The sequence below is a fragment of the Candidatus Aminicenantes bacterium genome, from assembly GCA_026393855.1.
Taxonomy (GTDB): domain Bacteria; phylum Acidobacteriota; class Aminicenantia; order Aminicenantales; family UBA4085; genus UBA4085.
Genome location: JAPKZJ010000061.1, coordinates 106,420 through 123,889 on the forward strand (window position 1 = coordinate 106,420; position 17,470 = coordinate 123,889).

Sequence of the window (17,470 nt, forward strand, 5' to 3'; positions counted from 1 at the left end):
GGGGGTCCTGCCGGGCCTCAATGCCGGTGCAAATCCTTGTGCATGATCCGGCGGGTCTCATGCAGGCGGTCATCCGCGGGCAGATCGGCCAGCCGGGCATTCATGTCCTCGTCTTTTTCCTTTTCCAAAAGCATGGCGACATAGTCGATGACCCCGGGCGGGAAGATCCCGTCCCGCTCGTAGAGCTCCCGCTTCAGCCGCAAAAGCCGGGCCGATTCCACACAGCTCGTGGGCAGTTGGGGCAGGCGCTTGACCAGCTCGGGATCGGTGTGGATGTTGCCCTTGACGTAAAGCTTTTCGGCCAGCTCGAGGGGGCCGTCGTCGCCGAACAGCGTCCGGCTGTCCTTAAAGGCCCAGTCCGCGGCCATGACCATGCCCGCCAGCAGAAGGTGGGTGATGGCGCTGCCGTCGGGGCTTCGAAGCTCGACCGTCTGGCGGCCGCCGCCGGCTTGGAAGACCTCGCGATCGCCCGGGTTGACCAGGCGGCTTAAATGCCGCAAGTTGGTCCAGCCGAGGGGGACGCGGATCATGGCGCTGCGGTTCAAGTCGCTCCAGCAGACCCGGGTCGGGGCCTCTTGGTTGGGGATGAGGCGAAGATAGGCCGAGGAGACGGTGTTGCCGAAGGCGGTCAGGGAATCGGCGTATTCGCACAGCCCGCCGACCAGCCGGCGGCCCGACTCGCTCAGCTTGCCATCGGGATCGGTCATGACGGAGAGCCCGTCCTGGCGCAGCTCCAGATGGAAATGGAAGCCGTTGCCGGCAACTCCCTCCTCGATTTTGGGCGTGAAAGTAGCGACGCAGCCGTGTTGATAGGCGACGTTGCGGATCAGCCAACGAGCCAGAACGACGTGATCGGCCATCTCGACGACCGGACGCGGCAGAAACTCGATCTCGAGCTGTTCGCCCCGGCGGTCCTTGATCTCTTCCATGTCGCTGCGCACGCTGTCGATGAACCCGACCTCGCTGTGGGCGTACTTGACGGCTCCGGTGATCTGGGTGATATAGCGGACCATCTCGTTCAGGATCGGGCCGCTCTTGATGAACGGCAGGGCGCCATGGTAGGCCTGCTGTTTCTGGCCGGGGAAGATCCGGCTCGTTTTATCGCACATCAGGAAGAACTCGAGCTCGCCCAGAGCCCGCAGCTCGAGCCCCGTCCCCTCGCGGAAATGGGCCTCCGCCCGGGCCAGAATGTTGTCGGGCGAGAACGGCGCCAGGCTTCCGTCTCTTGTCAGGTAGCGGCAGATGAAGTCGAGGCTTCGATCGTCGAACGGGTTGAGGAAGGCCGTTTTGAAGACGGGCACGACGTAGAGATCCGACACGGCCGCATCGACCATGCCTTTGAACAGGGACGACCCGTCGACCCGCTCGCCCTCGGCCAGGACGGTATCGGCCTGGCCGGCGTCGGCCACCGGGATCTTCAGCTCCTTGAGCTTGCCGTCGAGGGCGGTGTAGTGGAAGGTGATGCGCTCGATGCCCTTTTCGCGGATGACCCGCAGAAAGTCGGCCCGGCCGAATTCTTCCGCCGGTTTGTCCAGGCAGATCGAGAGCGGGTTGCTCAGGGCGTACGGGCAATGCGTCTCGGATGCCATGACCTCGGCTCCTTTCCAGTCGATTCCTGCCCGCTGGGGGGAAAGACGCAGATTGTAAGGGATTCGAGGCCTGCTTTGCAAATCCTAATAAAGCAGATAGGGCTTGCGCAAAGCCTCGAAGACGGCCAGCTCGGGCTTCCAGGCGGCGGCGATCTCGGAGACCGGAGTCCCCTTCTCCAAAGCCAGACGGACTTTATCCGTGCCCATGATCTTGTCGAAGTAGGCGGCGTGGAAGGCAAAATCCTTGGGATAAAGCTGCCGCAGGACGGCCAGAATCTGGAGGGTCGTCTCCAGAGGTCGATACGCCTTGCGGTCCGTCACGTGGATCTGGCAGCCGCCGCACAGCTCGCCCTTGAACTTGGAAAAGATCGGAGTGAACCATTGTTCGCGGAAAGCGACGCCGGCGAGGCCCAGAGCGTTCAGCCGGACGGCCAGCTTGTGGCCGTCTACCCAGGGGGCTCCGAAGAACTCGAACGGCTTGGTCGTCCCCCGGCCTTCGGACACGTTGGTTCCTTCTAAAAAGACCTGTCCCGGATAGACGACCGCCGTATCGACAGTCGGCATGTTGGGCGAAGGCGGCACCCAGGGCAAGCCGGCGGTTTCGAAATACTCGTTTCGATGCCAGCCCTCCATCGGCACGACGGTCAACCGGCATTTCTTTTCCAGGAATTTGTCGTTGAACAGCCGGGCCAGCTCGCCCAAAGTCATCCCGAACCGGAGCGGATATGGATAGAGGCCGACGAACGAGCTGTGCTTCGGGTATTCCAAGACGGGGCCTTCCATCGTCGCGCCGTCGATCGGGTTGGGCCTGTCTAGAACGATGAACTCGAGGCCGCTCTCGGCACAGGCCTGCATGGCGTAGGCCATGGTGGCCTGATAGGTGTAAACCCGCGTTCCGACGTCTTGGACGTCGAAGAGCAGGACATCCACGCCTTTAGTCATCGTGGGTTCGATCTTCTTGTCCTTATGGGTAGTGTCGAAAGACCGCATGTATTCGTCGATGGCCACCAACATCCCGGCCGGCGGCTTCATGGACGGTCCATAGAGGCTGAAGACGGGCAATCCCGACGAGGCATCCTTGTAGAAGGGCACGTATTCGCCGGCCTGGGCATCGCCACGCACGCCGTGTTCGGGGCCGTAGAGGGCGACCAGCTCGACTCCCGGCGCGGCGCGCAGGAGATCGATGGAACTCCGCAGACCGGCATCCGCACCCGAAGGATTGGTGATCAGGCCGACCCGCTTGCCGCGAATGAGATCGAGCCGCTTTTCAAGGAGGACTTCGATCCCCGGCTTGACCCGCGCCGGGACGGAGGCCGCGACGGTATCCGCCCCGGCTGGCGGCTCGGATGCGTCGGGCTTGCAAGACACACCGATCGTCGCCGCTGCCGCCAGGAGGGCCAGGCTGACGATTGAACGGATTCGGGGTTCGCGAAACTTCATAGGCGGTTCCTCCCCGGCACGCCATCGGTCATGCCGTGCCGGCACTTCCCTTATATCGCAAAAAGAGATGCGGGAAAAGCCGCCTTCCTAGACGCCCTCGCTCTTCTCGAAGAAGTAGGCCCCCAGGGCCAGCATGACCAGAGAGAAGCCGGCCATGATCGCCAAGTCGAAGACCAGCGGGAATGTCGAGCTCCCGATCATCGCCGCACGCAGGCCGTCGACGCCGTAAGTTAGCGGGTCGATGTAGGACAGGGCCCGGATGACCCAGGGGAAGTTCTGCACGGGGGCCAGGGCTCCCGAGAGGAAGAAGAACGGGAAGATGATGAAGTTCATGATGATCCCGAAGCCCTGCATGTCCTTCATCCGCGAGGCGAAGATGAGGCCCAGGCCGATGAAGGTGAAGGCGATGAGCAGCATGAAGAGAAGGCCGAACAGCAGGCTCGCAACGCTCTTGACGCGGAATCCCAGAATCATGGAAGCTCCAAAGATCAGCAGGCCCTGGATCATCGAGGTCGTCACGCCGCCGGCGATCCGCCCCAGGACGAGCGAGACCCGGTTGACGGGGGCGACCATGATTTCCTTGAGAAACCCGAACTCCTTGTCCCATAGGACCGACATGCCCTGCATGGAGGAGGAGAAGAGCAGGGTCATGCCGATAATGCCGGGGGCCAGGAACTTGATGTAGCCGACGCCGGCGGCCATGCCCGGGACCTGCATGCGGCCGAAGCCGAAGCCGAGGAAGCCCAGGAAGAAGACGGGCATGGCCAGCGAACCGAAGATCCGCGACTTGGCCCGCCAGTACCGCTTCATCTCCCGCAGCCACAGAACGTAGATCGCCGTGCCGTAGATTCTCATGTTCATCTCCGCCCGTGGCCCATCATCATGCCGCGGTTCCGCTCGCCCTGACCGGCGTCCTGCTCCCGGATCGTCCGGCCGGTGAAGTGCAGGAAGACATCCTCCAGGCTGGGCTTGCGCAGATGGACGCAGTTCACGGCGACGCCGTGCTGGACGGCCAGAGTGACGAGCTCCGGAATCCGGCGCTCTCCCCTTTCCATGGTCAGCGAGAGGACGTCTTCGCGAAGCTTCGAGCGCTTGATCCAGTCCAGGCCCGCCAGGGCGGCCATGAAGGAGGCCGTATCGCCTTCTAGCTCCAGCGAAACGACGTCGCCGCCCAGCACATCCTTGAGCTGGGACGGCGTGTCCATGGCCACGAACTTTCCGTGGTCCATGATGGCGATGCGGCCGCAGAGGAAGTCGGCCTCCTCCATGTAGTGGGTGGTCAGGATGATGGTGACTCCGGACTCCTTGTTCAGGCGTCGGACGTATTCCCAGATGTGGCGGCGGGTCTGGGCGTCCAGGCCCAGGGTCGGCTCGTCCAGGAAAAGCACCTTCGGCCGGTGGGTCAGTCCGCGGGCGATCTCCAGCCGGCGCTTCATGCCGCCCGAGTACTTCTCGACCAGCGTGTCCGCTTTATCGTTCAGCTCAACCAGCCCCAAAACCTCGTTGATCCGCCGCCTCCGCTCGTCCCGGCCGATGCCGTACATCATGGTGTGAAATTCCAAATTCTCACGGCCGGTCAGCTTGCCGTCCAAGGCCGGCTCCTGGAAGACGACGCCGATCGACTTGCGGACGTCGTCCCGGCGGGTCGTTACGTCGAAGCCGGCCACTTCGGCCCGGCCCGAGGTCGGCCGCAGCAGCGTCGACAGCATGTTGATGGTCGTCGTCTTGCCCGCCCCGTTGGGCCCGAGCAGGCCGAACAGCTCCCCTTCCGGGACGGAAAATGAGATGGCGTCGACGGCGGTGAAGTCGTCGAATGTCTTGACCAGGTTCTCGACTTGGATGGCGTCCATAATTGGCTCCGTAGAAACGGAGATTTTAGCATAAACGGAGCCGCGGCGCGAAGCAGGACGGCGCGAGAAAGAGCGGCTCAATGCCCAATTCCGGGGGGGGCAGTTTAGGGTATCGGCCCTGCGGCTTCGGGCTCTACTCGCCTTTTCCCACAGCTCTCTTCGGCGCCTCGGAACTCCGCATTCCAGATCTCCCGGCCTTGTCGATCATTCCCTCCCTTTCGTTTCCGTTAGATTGTTGCATGCTCAAACAGCCCTCGGCACCCGTTGGGTTCCCTCAGAGAGCTATGGAAAAAGGCGCCGCCCTCGCGATTTCGCAGTTGGCCGATACCCAAACTGCCCAAATCCCCCTGGAATTGGGTAAAACTTCGGAAGAAATTATTTCCTAGAGTTTGATGAATATTTTGTGTCGATAGAGGGGCCAGATCAGTACGACCCAGAAGAGAATCAGCGCGATGGGGTAGATGAGCGATCCCAGGTACGGCCCCGCCAAGGGCGACAGGGCATGGTCGTAGAGCCAGGTGATCGGGCTGACCGTCTTGCCCGCATCGGGTATCTTGATCAGCAGAATGGTCTTGACCATGATCGCCGACCCGGCGAAGACGAGGATGGCGTTCGTCCCCAGAACCCGGAACGGCCAGGCCCAGCCCGTCCAGCGCGATCCCTCCAAGAGCGTGAACATCAGGCTGAAGAGGATCAGGGCGGCGCCCGCCGTGAAGACGACATAAGAGCTCGTCCAGAGCGGCTTGTTGATCGGAATCCAATAACGGCCCAAAGCCAGCCCGGCCGCGGTGAGCAGGACGCCCGCGAGAAGCATCATCCGGGCCTTGCGGCTATTAGTGTTGCGCGTCCGCAGCCAATCGCCGGCCAGCGATCCCAGCAGTAAAGTGACCATGGCAGGGAGAGAGCTGAGAAGGCCTTCCGGATCAAAGTATGGCTTGTAGATATGACCCGGCAGGACGACGCTGTCGATGTAGCCCGCTAGGTTTCCCTTCTCGTCCAAAATGCCCGGTCCATATCCCGGGACAGGCACGTAGGTCAGCAAGGCCCAGTAGAGAACGAGCAGCAGGATCGCCAACACGACCCGCATCTTGGGCTTGACGTTGAGGTAGATGAGCGCCCCGATCAGAAAGCACAGGGCGATTCTCTGTAGGATGCCCGGGATACGGAAGGTCGCAAAGCGGAAGCGCGGGTAAAGGTGAAGCAGAAGCCCGACCCCGAAGAGTAGGACCGACCGCTTGAAAACCTTGAGATAAAGCCCCACCTTGCGGCCGGTCTCGGCCCGCCGGGCAAACGACAAGGCCATGGACATGCCGACGATGAAAAGGAAAAACGGGAAGATCAGGTCCGTCGGCGTCCAGCCGTGCCAGGGGGCGTGGCGGAGCGGGGCGTAGACGAACGTCCAGCTGGCCGGATTGTTGACCAGGACCATGGCGGCCACGGTCAGGCCGCGAAAGGCATCGAGCGAGATCAGGCGCTCTTGGGCCATGCAGGTGCTCCGGTCCGGGCCGGCGGCCGGTTCAGGCTTGAACCTTGCCGCTGCCGGGGGAAGCCTTCAGCAATTCCCGCTGGTAGGCGTCCCGGGTCCGGGCGATCGTGTCCTCGAGCTTTTTGGGGTTGGTGATCATCGTGTACAAGGTCGCTCCATCCGAGGCGGCGGTCTGGATCTCGACCTCGCCGTAGTTCAGCATGCGCCCGATGATGGTCTGCCGGAAGGAGATGTTGTTGATCTTCTCCATCGGGCTCTCTTTGCTGTAGAGGGTGAAGATGCCCGCCTCGTCGATGACCCGCAGGTTCGTCACGACCCAGATGTCGCGCCGCCGATACCATTCGCGGTAGCCAAAGAAAAGCGCCGCTGCCGCCAGAACGGCCAGGCTGGCCAAGCGGATCGTCCGGTTGGCGGATCCGGGCGCCACGACGAAATAGGCGACATAAACAAAAGCAAGGGCGGCCACCAAAACGGCGCACGCTTTCCAAACCGTCAGCCAATGGGTCCGGGTGGTGAAAAGGATGGTTTCATGATCGCGGAGTTTCGTTCTCATACGCTCCCTCCCTGAGATGCGGGATGACTTTCGATGCCGGAATTATAATCAAAAGGGAGGCCGGCGAAAAGAAAAATCGCCGGGGGCTCAACCGCCCTTGTAGATCCGGGGGACCCGGGTGTTGATGGCGGTCAGGATCTCGTACGGGATGGTGCCCGCCCAACCGGCCAGATCCTCGACCGTGATCCGGGCCGCGCCGTCCTCCCCGATCAGGACGACCGGATCGCCGTTATAGGCCGAATCCGACTCGATGGCCACCATGATCTGGTCCATGCAAATGGCGCCGATCTGGGCGTAGAACCGGCCGCGGATGAGGACGCGGGCCTTATTGGACATGGACCGGAAATAGCCGTCCCCGTAGCCGACGGGAACAGTCACGACGCGAACGGGATGGTCGCTCCGCCAGGTCGAGCCGTAGCTGACCGGATCGCCGGCCCGCACGACCTTGAAGTAAACGACCCGCGACTTCCAGGTCAGGGCCGGGCGTACATCCAGGGTCCGGGCGATATGCGCGGCCGGATAGACGCCGTACGCCAGGATCCCCGGCCGGACCATATCGAGGCGGCTCTCGGGCAGGCGCAGGACGGCGGCGGAATTGGCGATATGGCGGAGCGGCGTCGGCAGGCTGCGCCGCTCATAGAAGCGCAGGACTTCGAGAAAGCGCTCCAATTGGAGGCGGGCATGCGAAAGATCTTCGGCGTCGGCGTTGGCGAAGTGGGAATAGATGCCTTCCACCCGGACGCCGGGCGCGAAGCGCAGGGCGGCTTCTTGCAAAGAGGCCGCATTGTAATGATGGACCCCGACCCTCTCCATCCCGGTATCGATCTTGAGATGAACTTTGGCCGCCCGGCCCAGCGCCGCCGCGGCCTGGGCGATCTGCTCCAGACGCCCGACGGAGGATGCCGTTAAAGCCAGATCGTGCTTGATGTATTCGGGAATCTGGTCGGCCCAGACCCCGCCCATGACCAGGATGGGCGCCATGATCCCCATCCGCCTCAGCAGGACGCCCTCCTCGAGCACGGCGACACCGATGGCGTCGGCTCGCGGCCCGATGTGGCGGGCGATTTCGAACAGGCCGTGGCCGTAGGCGTTGGCCTTGACGATCAGCATGGCCTTGGCCGGGGCCACGAACGCCTGCAGCGCGGACCAGTTGGCGCTCAACCGGTCCAGGTCGACTTCGACCGAAGTCGGACGGCGCGAGCCGGGATCGTCGATCGTCGGCTGATGGATCATCAGCCCCGCAGCCTCTTCAGGAATCGGCCCAGCCGCTCCAGTCCGGCGGTGATCACGTCAGGCTCCGCAGCGAAGGAGATGCGCAGGCAGCCTTCCCCGCCCGGACCGAAAGCGGCGCCCGGCGTGATGACGACTTTTTCCTCTTCAATCAATTTAAGAGCCAAGGCCAGCGAGCCGCCAGCCCGAGAGCATTCCCGGTCCGCACGGGCGAATAAATAGAAGGCTCCCTCCGGCTCACGCGCCAGGAGCCCCGTATGCTCCCGCAGCGCCGCCAGAGCCAAATCGCGCCGGCGCTTGAGCTCGGTCCGATTGGCCTCGCATTCCTCGTCGGCGCCGCCCTTCAGGGCGAAAATAGCCGCGCGCTGGGACACGACGGAAGCGCAAGTCACGGCCAACTGGTGAACGCCGGAGAAGCGTCCGACGAGTCTATCCGGGACGATCATCCAACCGAGCCGCCAGCCGGTCAGGGCATGGCTCTTGGAGATGCTGCCGACAGCAACCGCATCCGGATAATGGCGGATGAACGACCGGGGAGCGGAACCGAAGGTCAACGCACGATAGCACTCGTCCGCGATAACCGGAATGCCTGATCCGGCCAGCCCGGCGGCCAGCCCGGCCAGGGATCCTTCCCCGTAAACGGCGCCGGCGGGATTGTTCGGCGTATTGAGGACGATGGCTTTCGTCTTGGGGGTCACGCGGGCCAGGATGTCGGTTGGGTCGAGATGGAAGCCGTTATCGGCACCCAAAGGGTAAGCAACGGCGGTTCCGCAGGCCACCCTGGCGATCGATGGATAGGCCGGAAATCCGGGATCGGGAACGAGAACTTCATCGCCCGGCTCGAGTAGGGTCATCAACAGGACGAACAGGGCTTCCTGGGAGCCGGCCGTGATGCAGACGCGGGCGGGATCGATGGCTCCCCCGCCGTCGCCGGCCGCGACCTCGGCCACGGTCCGCCTCAATTCGGGCAGTCCTTCGACGGCCGAATACCCCGCTTTCCATTCGGCCAGATGCCCGCGGACGTGTTCAAGGATGGCCCGCGGCGGCGGGAAGCCGGGCTCGCCGAGGCCGAGATTCAAGCAGGAGGCGTCGGCCCTATCGTTGACTTGGCGGATGAGGGATTTTTCGATGGATTTCATTTCTTTATCACAGTCGGCCGAGTCTCGGCGCCGTCGGCTCCTCGCCCTCCAGGAGGCGCGTCACCAGGCTCTCGTAAATAGGCACCGCAGCCAGTATCTCCGACTTGGCGATTCGTTCGTCCTCGGCATGGGCCCAACGGGCGTCGCCGGGTCCGACAAGGAAGGGCCGGCCGAAAGCGGTCAAATGAGGGCAATCGGTTCCGAAAGGGAAAAGGTCCGTTTCGAAGCCCGGCAGAGTCCAGAGCTTCTGGGGCTCCGAGGCCGTAATGATCTCGATCCGGGCCCGGCCGGCGACGGCCTCGGCCAAGCGGGCCAGAGTCTCGGAGCAAGACACGGCGGGGCGGAGGCCGAGGACCGAGGTCGCTTCGTCGGCGATGACGTTGGGGGCTACGCCGCCTTCGATGCGGCCGATGTTGAGAAGCGTCGGGCCGAGAACGGGATCTCGCCCGAAATCGGCGGCCCGCAGGCTGTTCAGGATGTCGAGCAGGGCTTCGATGGCCGATGCTCCCAAATGGGGCAGTGCGGAATGGGCCCGCCGCCCGGCGACATGGAGCTCGACGAACAGCGCTCCCTTATGGCCCAACCCGAGCTTGTTGCCGGTCGGCTCCCCCACGATGAGAGCGCCGGATCCCAAGCCAAGCCCGTTGGCGGTCCGGGCGCCGATGCTGTCGGTCTCTTCCCCGACGACGAAAAGAAGCCCGAATCCGGAAACGCCCCTGTCCGCTAAGCCGAAGGCCGCCGCCGCCATGGCGGCCAGGCTGCCTTTGGCATCGCAGGCACCGCGTCCGTAGATCGATTTCTCGTCTTCCGTTGCCGCTGCAGCTCCGGGAACCGTATCCATATGCGTACACAGCACGACCTTGGGATCGTCTTCGCCGGCGGTGATAAAAAGGTTGTCGCGCCCGGGTTCGACGGGCTGGCGCAAGACCCGGAACGGAAGCTGGTCGAACAATCCGGCCAGATGATCGGCCAGCGCCCCTTCCGATCCGGTGGTCGAAGGGATCCCGACGAGATCCTTCAAAAGCCCGATGGGGTCCATGCGGGTTCTAGCGGCCCTTCCGGCCGCGGAGCTTCGGCAGGAGGGCGATTTTGTCTTTCTCGACATCTGCTGTTTTTTTGACGATCTGCGCCGGAACGCCCGCGACCACGACGCCCGGCGGGACATCGCGGGTCACGACGGCGCCCGCTGCGACGACGCTCCCCCGCCCGACCGTCACCCCCTCCAGCACGACGGCATTGGCCCCGACCAGGACGTTGTCCCGGATGACGACCGGCTTGCGGCTGGGCGGCTCCAGGACTCCGGCGATGACCGCCCCGGCTCCGATATGGCAATTGCGGCCGATCAGGGCCCGGGCCCCGAGGACGGCGTTCATGTCGATCATGGTCCGGCTGCCGACGACGGCGCCGATATTGATGACCGCGCCCATCATGATGACGCAGTCCTTGCCGATCCGGGCGCCGTCCCGGATGATTGCGCCCGGCTCGACCCGGGCGTCGACGCGGCGCAGATCGAGCATCGGCAGGGCCGAGTAACGGGCCCGGATGTCGGCGTGAAAGTTACGGATCCGGCCCCGCTTGGCCTTCATCCAAGCTTCGATGTCGGCATAGTCGCCGATCAGAACCCAGAGCTTGCCCTGGCCGAAAGCCTTGAAATCCAGGCCCGCGAAATCCGTATGTTCGAAGGAACCGTCGATGTAGACGACGACGGGGGTCGTCTTCCGGCTCTTGGCGATGAGGTCCGCGATCTGCTTGTAATCCATCTTCGCTTTCCTTTTCCGGACTTAGAGGACCCCGGTTTCCTTGAGCAGGCGCTTCAGGGTTTCGCGGTTGGCTTCGCCCAGCCGGGTGAGCGGGGGCCGCAGGGGGCCGCCCGGAAGTCCCAGCATGGTCAGCGCTTCCTTGACGGCCATCGGATTGGTTTCCAGCCGCAGGGCCTCGAACAGCTCGTAGTGCTTCTCGTGGATTTCGCGGGCCGCCGCGAGATTACCGGCCAGGGACAGCTCGACGATCGTCCGCATGACGCCCGGCAGGATGTTCCCGGCCACGCTGAACACGCCCTGGCCGCCGAAGGCCATCAGCGGGAAGGCGGTGGCGTCCTTGCCCGTAAGCACGGCGAAATCGCTGCCGCGGGCCATATGCAGGAGTCTGGCCAGATGGTCGAGGTCTTTGACGCCGTCCTTGGTTCCGATGATATTGCCCGAGCCGATCAGCTTGGCGTAAGACTTGGGCTCGATGGCCACGGCCGCGCGCTCGGGGACGTTGTGGAGAATGACCGGGATGGGCGAGGCGTCGGCGACCCGGCGATAGAAATCGACAAGCCCGGCCTGGGTCGGCTTGACCAGATAGGGGGCGAAGACGACCGCGTAGTCGCAGCCCAGCTCGCCGAACATCCGGGCCCGGGCGATGACGACGTCGATGTTGCAGGCGCAAGTATCCGGGGCCACCTTGCACTTGCCGCCGGCTTCCTCGACGCAGATCTCCACCACGCGGCGGAATTCGCGGTCGTCCAGAGCCGGGCTTTCGCCCGTAACGCCCAGCGGCGCCAGGCCGTGGATGCCGGCCTCGACCTGCATCCGGACGAGAGTCCGCAAGCCGGCTTCATCCAAGCGGAGGTCCTTGTCGAAAGGCGTCATCAGCAGCGTATAGGCACCGGTCAGCATCGTCGTTCTCCTTGGCGGCGGACCACATCCCGAGCGTTCGATTCAAAGGGAGAGCGTCCGCTGTTGTCCGAAAAAACATAGCATAGGGGGGCGGGGTTGTCAAAAAACCCAGCCTCTCCCTACAGATAGGTTCTCGCCCCCAGATAGCGGGCGGCGAAATAGGCGCCGTTCAAAGCGTCCTCGCGGATCGTTTTATTGCGGCCCGGCGCGTGGATGAACAGCCCGTTCCCAATGTAGATGCCGACATGGGACGGAATGCCTCTCGTTTGGGTGGCGAAGAAGACCAGATCGCCCGGCTTCAATAGGGCGCGATCGACGGCCCTTCCTTTATTCATCTGATCGCCGAGTGTGCGCGGCAGGATGATCCCGTTTAAACGATAGACGGTCATGGTCAACCCGCTGCAGTCGAAACCTTCCTCGGCCGAGGCGCCGCCCCAAGTGTATGGAAAACTGAGGAAGCTGCCGGCTGTCTCGACCAGGCCGCGGCGAAGCGACTCTTCGGCCGCTCCGGCCGGAGGGACCGCGGTCGGCATCGGCGAGGGACGCCGCATGACCACGAAATACTCGTCGATGGCCCCCTCGTTCAGAAGCGATCGTCCAGTCCGCTCGGCTTCGGCCCGCGAAGGGAAGTTTCCGACTTGGACCTTGAAGAACCCGGATTCATGGGTGAAGAAATATGCGTCCAGTCCCTTCCCCTCGAGGAGCCGGGTCAGGCGGGACGCGTTTTCCTCCGAGGCGAAGACGCCGACTTGAATGGCGTACCCGGAAGAAGAATCGGCCGCCAAGGCGGAGGAGGACCAGGGAGCGACCGATACGCGGCGCTTGCAGCCCGCGCCGCCGAATAGGGACAGACCCACCAGCGCGGCGACGACCACCGTTCGGGGCTTGCGGGCTCGCGGACGATTTAAGCCTGTACGCATGGGCAACCGTCGGCCACGCCGGTCATTTCTCATAATATTTATGCAGCCGTTCGACGAATTCCGGACGGATGTAATTGTTCACCGTGACCTTGGGGCTTTCGATCCAGACCTGCTCTTTTTTGTCGAATCGCTTATGGCCAAGCTTGGAGGCGATTTTGATCAGGAGGTCGAACACTTCCTGCCGGGTCGCCGTCCGTTTGGCCCGGAAAAACTTCTTCACTTCGGTGTCGGCATAGTAAGAACGGATGATATGGGGGAAAAACTCTTGGCCGCAAAATTCCCCGATGGCGCTCTTGATCTCCTTCCCGCCCAAGGGATGTCCGGAGGCATGACTGAAAACGAAAGAATTCGGATTTTTGGGCTTCATCAGCGCGGCCAGCCTGCGGATATAAGCTTCCGGAAAGCATTGCCGGATATGGATGGGGACTCCGTCCTTGGCTTTGTAATTAAAGAAGACGTCGCGACCTTGGATCCGGATATCCATCTTTTGCAGGGTCGTAAGCCCTTTGTGACCATGCGCCTTAAAGTAGATTTCGTTCCCGACCCGCATATAGGTCTTCATCATCGTGAAGAGGGCGATCGAGTGAATGCTCCCTTCGCTCCGCAGGTCCTTCAGAACGTTCCGCTTCAGCTTGGGGAAAAACCGGGCGAACTCATCCACGATATGGGACTTATGGGTTTTGGCCCTGGAGATCTTGTCCGTTGTGTAGAGGTAAGTGAATCCCGAAGGATTCTCGAACATCACATCCCAGTGCGCATCGGTGTCTTCATCGTGGAAGCGGAGGCTCTTGGCGAAAAGCGAGAAGGCGGCGTTGAGCCTTGTCCCATCCGGCAGGGCCATGATGCGGGCGCCGACGGCCCGGCCGCCCGGCCCCAGGGCTCCCTTGAAAAACCTCGGGTCTCTGGCGTCGCGAAGCATCGCGAACCGCCCATGGGATCGGTAAAGATGGGCGGCGTGAACGACATCCGGAAAATCCTGGCTTTTTTTCCGCCAGCCGGTGGCGGTCATCACCACGGCTTGAAGGTCTTTGGCCCGGATCCGGACAGTGCCGAGGGGAATCGGTTTCACGGTTGGAGTCATCATTACCTCGCGGAGACAGAGACGGTTGGTGCGCCCCATTGTCGATAAAGCGGCAAGTGCTGTCAACATTCCAACCCGAACGGGCGGCCCCAAGAGCCGGCCCGAGCCTTTAAGGCTAGCCCCTGGACACAAACGGCGCTATTCATATACATTGAACGCAAGCGGCTTTATGGAATTAGAAGTGAGAGAAATACGGATTAAGCCCGTAGGCAGCAAGGCTGGAGGCTGAAGCATGAAAACAAAAATAGCCGTTGCGTTGATGGTCTTCTTCGGCTGGGCGGCCGGGAGCGCCGGATTCGGGAGTCCCCCCGATACCATAAGGCTTCGACTCCTCATTCCCTCGGGCTTGAAGACCGAGGTCACCGGATCAGGCCTACTCAAGCTGTCGGTCGAAAATCGCCTCAAAGCCTATGATCAACCCGAGACGAGCCTCCCCGACCAGCATACGAGCTCCTGGAAGAAGAAATACGACGATACCTATGCCCTTGTCGAGGCCGGCCGGCCGCGCCGGATCGTCCGGCACACGGAGAGCGACACCCGGACCGGGAAGAGCCCTCAAACCGGAAAGATGGAGACCGAGGACGGCTCGACTAAGGATTCCACGGTGACCCTGACCCTTCTTTCCGACGGCGGCGTCACGCTGAACGAGGACGCCGAGCCCCAAATCGCCGACGACTTCAAGCTGGCCCGGGCGGGAACGTTCGTCGCGGATCAGGAGCTCTCGACCGACGCGGACTGGCCGATTCCGGAAGCGCTCTTGAAAGCCTGTCTGCCGCTCGTCCAGAGCGGATCGGGCACGTTGCGGCTGGCCGGCGTCGAATGTCCGAGTCCAGCAAGGAGTGGTCAAGGTCCATACCATCGGCAAGGGCGAATACCACGAGATCTTCAGCACCCGGATCATCGAAAAGGAAAAGGCGAAATGAAAAGAAGCCTCGTGAATGGCCTTTCTTTCTGTTTGCTGGCAGCGGCTCTCGCCTCTTCGTCCTCATACGCCAAGCGCGACGATGCCGATCTTATCGTCCAACCGGCCCTGAAACGGACCATCGTCATCGCCCAGCCTTACCTCAACCTGCCCGTCAAAACGGGGGCACGCCTGCGCCGCATGAGTCTGACTGCGGACGGCGAAAAGATCCTCGATTTCAACATCGAGCTGGCCAAAGATGAGCCTGACTTCTGGGCCTTCATCGACGTCTCGAAGCTCATGGGAAAATCGGTCCTCCTTCAGATCGATCAACCCGACAAGAGCGACCCGGCCGTTCTCGACCGGATTTCGCAGGATAACAAGATCAAGGGAGCGGACGATCTCTACAAGGAGCGCTACCGGCCGCGGTTCCATTTCACCTCCCGCCGCGGCTGGAACAACGATCCCAACGGCCTGATCTATCACGACGGAGAATACCATCTCTTCTACCAGCACAATCCCTACGGATGGAGCTGGGGGAATATGCACTGGGGCCACGCGGTCAGCGCGGACCTCGTCCACTGGCGCGAGTTGGGCGAAGCCATCCGACCGGACAGGCTGGGCACCATCTTCTCCGGCTCGGCCGTGGTGGATGGGACGAACTCGGGCGGGTTCCAAGCGGGAGACAAAAAGGCCATCGTCTGTTTTTACACGTCCGCGGGCGATCAGGTCGAGCCCAAGGCGCCCTTCACCCAAAGCCTTGCCTTCAGCACGGACAACGGAAGGACCTTCACCAAGCTCCCGGGCAATCCGGTCGTCGGCCACATTGCCGACGCCAACCGCGACCCCAAGGTCGTCCGGCACGCGCCGACGAAGACGTGGATCATGGCCCTTTATCTGACCAAGAGCGACTACACCCTGCTCTCCTCGCCGGACCTGAAAACCTGGACGCGGCTATCAGACGTCCAGATGCCGGGGGCCTCGGAATGCCCCGATCTCTTTGAGCTGCCCGTGGACGGGAATCCCGCGAAGACGAAGTGGATCTTCTGGGCGGCCGACGGCAGCTACCGGATCGGGTCCTTTGACGGAAAGGCGTTCACTCCCGAGAGCGGGATGCTCAAGACCTATGCGGGCGGGACCGCGTACGCCGCCCAGACCTTCAGCGGGATCCCCGGCTCGGACGGCCGCCGGATCCAGATCCCCTGGCTTCGCTGCGACATGACCGGGATGCCCTTCAATCAGCAGATGGGGTTCCCGGTGGATCTGACGCTCCGAACGACGAAGGAGGGGGTCCGTCTCCACAGCCGGCCCATCGGCGAGATCGCCGGCCTTTACGGACGCGAGTGGTCGCGGCCATCCCTGCGCGTCGATCCGGGGCGCAAGCGGCTGGACGGAATCGAGGGCGAGGCATTCGATATCGAGGCCGAGATCGAGATCGGCGGGGCGGAAGAAGTCGGGATGACCGTTCGAGGGATTCCGGTCGTCTATGACGCTCGGAAGAGGCTTTTAACCTGCGGCAGCTTTTCCGCGTCACTCGAGCCGGAGCGCGGCCGAATCCGGCTCCGGATTCTCGTGGATCGGGCTTCAATCGAGATCTTCGCCAACGACGGCAGTCTGTCCATGCCCATCGGCCTTCTTGTCCCCGAAAAGGAACGGTCGCTCGAGCTGTCCGCGCAGGGCGGCACCGCCGTGGTGGAGGTGTTGACCATCCATGAAGTCCGATCCATCTGGGACGGGACAAGCTTTCTCCAAGGTCAACTTTCGGGGCTTCAGCATATCGGGCTTCCCGTGAGCGACCTGGAGCGATCGGTCGGATTCTATCAAAGGCTGGGCTTCCGAAAAGTCATGGGCCGCCGATTCGACGACGGCTCGGGCCTCATCCAAGTGGCCATGATGGAGCGCGAGGGTGTCGTGATGGAGCTCTACCAGCTGCCGCCGGACCAGATTGCCGCCGACATCCGCGCCCGCAAGGACGGGCATCTGGACCACGTCGCCTTCAACGTCAAGGACATCGACAAAGCCTTTCAAGAGGCCCGAGATGCCGGATTCATGCCGCTTCAGAAAGAACCCGTGAAGCTTGATTTCTGGGACAAGGGGTGCCGGTACTTCTCGATTCGCGGGCCGGACGGGGAAAAGCTCGAGTTCAACCAGATCCTGTGAGGTGGTGCCGGAGAAGGGAATCGAGCCCGCACGTATTATAGGTCGGTTATTAAAGGGCTTTCTCCCTAATTGACAACTCTTCGCTGATGAGGATATTCTTAGAACCACAAAAAGCCTGAACGACACAGCCAGCAGCGGGCCGGGGGTTTGTGGAGGAAGGAAAGGAGGACCGCGGATGAAAGCACGCCTGACGGGAACAGGGATGCTCGTGGCCGGCGCCCTCATCCTGCCGATGGTTTTAGCAGTTTGCTGCGTGATGGGCCCAAGTAGGCCCGGACCTGTTGTGTCGCAGGCGACAAACATTGAATTTATCTCGGGCAGCATTGGGTGGGAATACGACGAAAACGGCCGTGTCGCCAACAAGTCTATCTGCACGTTGAGAATACGAAACGTCGGAAATGATCCGATCAGAAGCGTCCGGTTTCGGCTGACTCTCCGGTATCAACATAGCAATGAACCGG

At 62.5% G+C, this 17,470-nt stretch carries 15 protein-coding genes; 2 read left to right on the forward strand and 13 right to left on the reverse strand.

Annotation, left to right across the window (positions count from 1 at the left end):
• Positions 1–17: 17 nt before the first annotated feature.
• The 13 genes from NTZ26_06420 to NTZ26_06480 form a co-directional block, all read right to left on the reverse strand.
• A complete protein-coding gene (locus tag NTZ26_06420; GenBank protein MCX6560136.1) occupies positions 18–1,589 on the reverse strand; it encodes a glutamine synthetase family protein in 1,572 nt (523 codons plus the stop codon).
• An 84-nt stretch (positions 1,590–1,673) separates the two neighbouring features.
• On the reverse strand, positions 1,674–3,029 hold the full coding sequence (locus NTZ26_06425) for a DUF1343 domain-containing protein (protein MCX6560137.1): 1,356 nt from the start codon (positions 3,027–3,029) through the stop codon (positions 1,674–1,676).
• An 87-nt stretch (positions 3,030–3,116) separates the two neighbouring features.
• On the reverse strand, positions 3,117–3,884 hold the full coding sequence (locus NTZ26_06430; GenBank protein ID MCX6560138.1) for an ABC transporter permease: 768 nt from the start codon (positions 3,882–3,884) through the stop codon (positions 3,117–3,119).
• 2 nt (positions 3,885–3,886) lie between these two features.
• Positions 3,887–4,879, reverse strand: coding sequence for an ATP-binding cassette domain-containing protein (locus NTZ26_06435; protein MCX6560139.1), 993 nt, complete (start codon positions 4,877–4,879; stop codon positions 3,887–3,889).
• Positions 4,880–5,261: 382 nt separating this feature from the next.
• Positions 5,262–6,365 carry a heparan-alpha-glucosaminide N-acetyltransferase domain-containing protein gene (locus NTZ26_06440; GenBank protein ID MCX6560140.1) on the reverse strand — a complete coding sequence of 368 codons (1,104 nt, stop codon included), beginning with the start codon at positions 6,363–6,365 and terminating at the stop codon, positions 5,262–5,264.
• A gap of 31 nt (positions 6,366–6,396) precedes the next feature.
• A complete protein-coding gene (locus NTZ26_06445) occupies positions 6,397–6,918 on the reverse strand; it encodes a PH domain-containing protein (protein ID MCX6560141.1) in 522 nt (173 codons plus the stop codon).
• A gap of 87 nt (positions 6,919–7,005) precedes the next feature.
• A complete protein-coding gene (gene alr / locus NTZ26_06450; GenBank protein ID MCX6560142.1) occupies positions 7,006–8,151 on the reverse strand; it encodes an alanine racemase in 1,146 nt (381 codons plus the stop codon).
• The gene (locus NTZ26_06455; GenBank protein MCX6560143.1) at positions 8,151–9,287 is read right to left on the reverse strand and encodes a pyridoxal phosphate-dependent aminotransferase; all 1,137 of its coding nucleotides are present in this window, start codon (positions 9,285–9,287) and stop codon (positions 8,151–8,153) included. Before NTZ26_06455 ends, alr begins: the two co-directional genes overlap by 1 nt.
• A 7-nt stretch (positions 9,288–9,294) precedes the next feature.
• Positions 9,295–10,326, reverse strand: a complete 1,032-nt coding sequence (locus tag NTZ26_06460) for a M20/M25/M40 family metallo-hydrolase (GenBank protein ID MCX6560144.1) — start codon at positions 10,324–10,326, stop codon at positions 9,295–9,297.
• A 7-nt stretch (positions 10,327–10,333) separates the two neighbouring features.
• A complete protein-coding gene (gene dapD, locus NTZ26_06465) occupies positions 10,334–11,047 on the reverse strand; it encodes a 2,3,4,5-tetrahydropyridine-2,6-dicarboxylate N-acetyltransferase (GenBank protein MCX6560145.1) in 714 nt (237 codons plus the stop codon).
• 21 nt (positions 11,048–11,068) lie between these two features.
• Complete coding sequence (gene dapA, locus NTZ26_06470) at positions 11,069–11,947, reverse strand: 4-hydroxy-tetrahydrodipicolinate synthase (protein ID MCX6560146.1); 879 nt, start codon at positions 11,945–11,947, stop codon at positions 11,069–11,071.
• A gap of 119 nt (positions 11,948–12,066) precedes the next feature.
• The gene (locus NTZ26_06475; protein MCX6560147.1) at positions 12,067–12,867 is read right to left on the reverse strand and encodes an NlpC/P60 family protein; all 801 of its coding nucleotides are present in this window, start codon (positions 12,865–12,867) and stop codon (positions 12,067–12,069) included.
• Between the two features lie 22 nt (positions 12,868–12,889).
• Complete coding sequence (locus NTZ26_06480; GenBank protein ID MCX6560148.1) at positions 12,890–13,936, reverse strand: hypothetical protein; 1,047 nt, start codon at positions 13,934–13,936, stop codon at positions 12,890–12,892.
• A 244-nt stretch (positions 13,937–14,180) separates the two neighbouring features.
• Between NTZ26_06480 and NTZ26_06485 the strand changes: the two genes are divergently transcribed.
• Together NTZ26_06485 and NTZ26_06490 are read left to right on the forward strand one after the other, a co-directional pair.
• Entirely contained in the window at positions 14,181–17,009 is a 2,829-nt protein-coding gene (locus tag NTZ26_06485) for a VOC family protein (GenBank protein ID MCX6560149.1), read from the forward strand.
• A 175-nt stretch (positions 17,010–17,184) separates the two neighbouring features.
• On the forward strand, positions 17,185–17,470 hold a 286-nt coding region (locus NTZ26_06490; GenBank protein ID MCX6560150.1), incomplete at its 3' end, for a hypothetical protein.

Excerpts from the sequence above, each read along its gene's own strand:
- NTZ26_06420 (MCX6560136.1), bottom strand. The coding sequence starts at position 1,589 with ATGGCATCCGAGACGCATTGCCCGTACGCCCTGAGCAACCCGCTCTCG.
- NTZ26_06425 (MCX6560137.1), bottom strand. The coding sequence starts at position 3,029 with ATGAAGTTTCGCGAACCCCGAATCCGTTCAATCGTCAGCCTGGCCCTC.
- NTZ26_06430 (MCX6560138.1), bottom strand. The coding sequence starts at position 3,884 with ATGAGAATCTACGGCACGGCGATCTACGTTCTGTGGCTGCGGGAGATG.
- NTZ26_06435 (MCX6560139.1), bottom strand. The coding sequence starts at position 4,879 with ATGGACGCCATCCAAGTCGAGAACCTGGTCAAGACATTCGACGACTTC.
- NTZ26_06440 (MCX6560140.1), bottom strand. The coding sequence starts at position 6,365 with ATGGCCCAAGAGCGCCTGATCTCGCTCGATGCCTTTCGCGGCCTGACC.
- NTZ26_06445 (MCX6560141.1), bottom strand. The coding sequence starts at position 6,918 with ATGAGAACGAAACTCCGCGATCATGAAACCATCCTTTTCACCACCCGG.
- alr (MCX6560142.1), bottom strand. The coding sequence starts at position 8,151 with ATGATCCATCAGCCGACGATCGACGATCCCGGCTCGCGCCGTCCGACT.
- NTZ26_06455 (MCX6560143.1), bottom strand. The coding sequence starts at position 9,287 with ATGAAATCCATCGAAAAATCCCTCATCCGCCAAGTCAACGATAGGGCC.
- NTZ26_06460 (MCX6560144.1), bottom strand. The coding sequence starts at position 10,326 with ATGGACCCCATCGGGCTTTTGAAGGATCTCGTCGGGATCCCTTCGACC.
- dapD (MCX6560145.1), bottom strand. The coding sequence starts at position 11,047 with ATGGATTACAAGCAGATCGCGGACCTCATCGCCAAGAGCCGGAAGACG.
- dapA (MCX6560146.1), bottom strand. The coding sequence starts at position 11,947 with ATGCTGACCGGTGCCTATACGCTGCTGATGACGCCTTTCGACAAGGAC.
- NTZ26_06475 (MCX6560147.1), bottom strand. The coding sequence starts at position 12,867 with ATGCGTACAGGCTTAAATCGTCCGCGAGCCCGCAAGCCCCGAACGGTG.
- NTZ26_06485 (MCX6560149.1), top strand. The coding sequence starts at position 14,181 with ATGAAAACAAAAATAGCCGTTGCGTTGATGGTCTTCTTCGGCTGGGCG.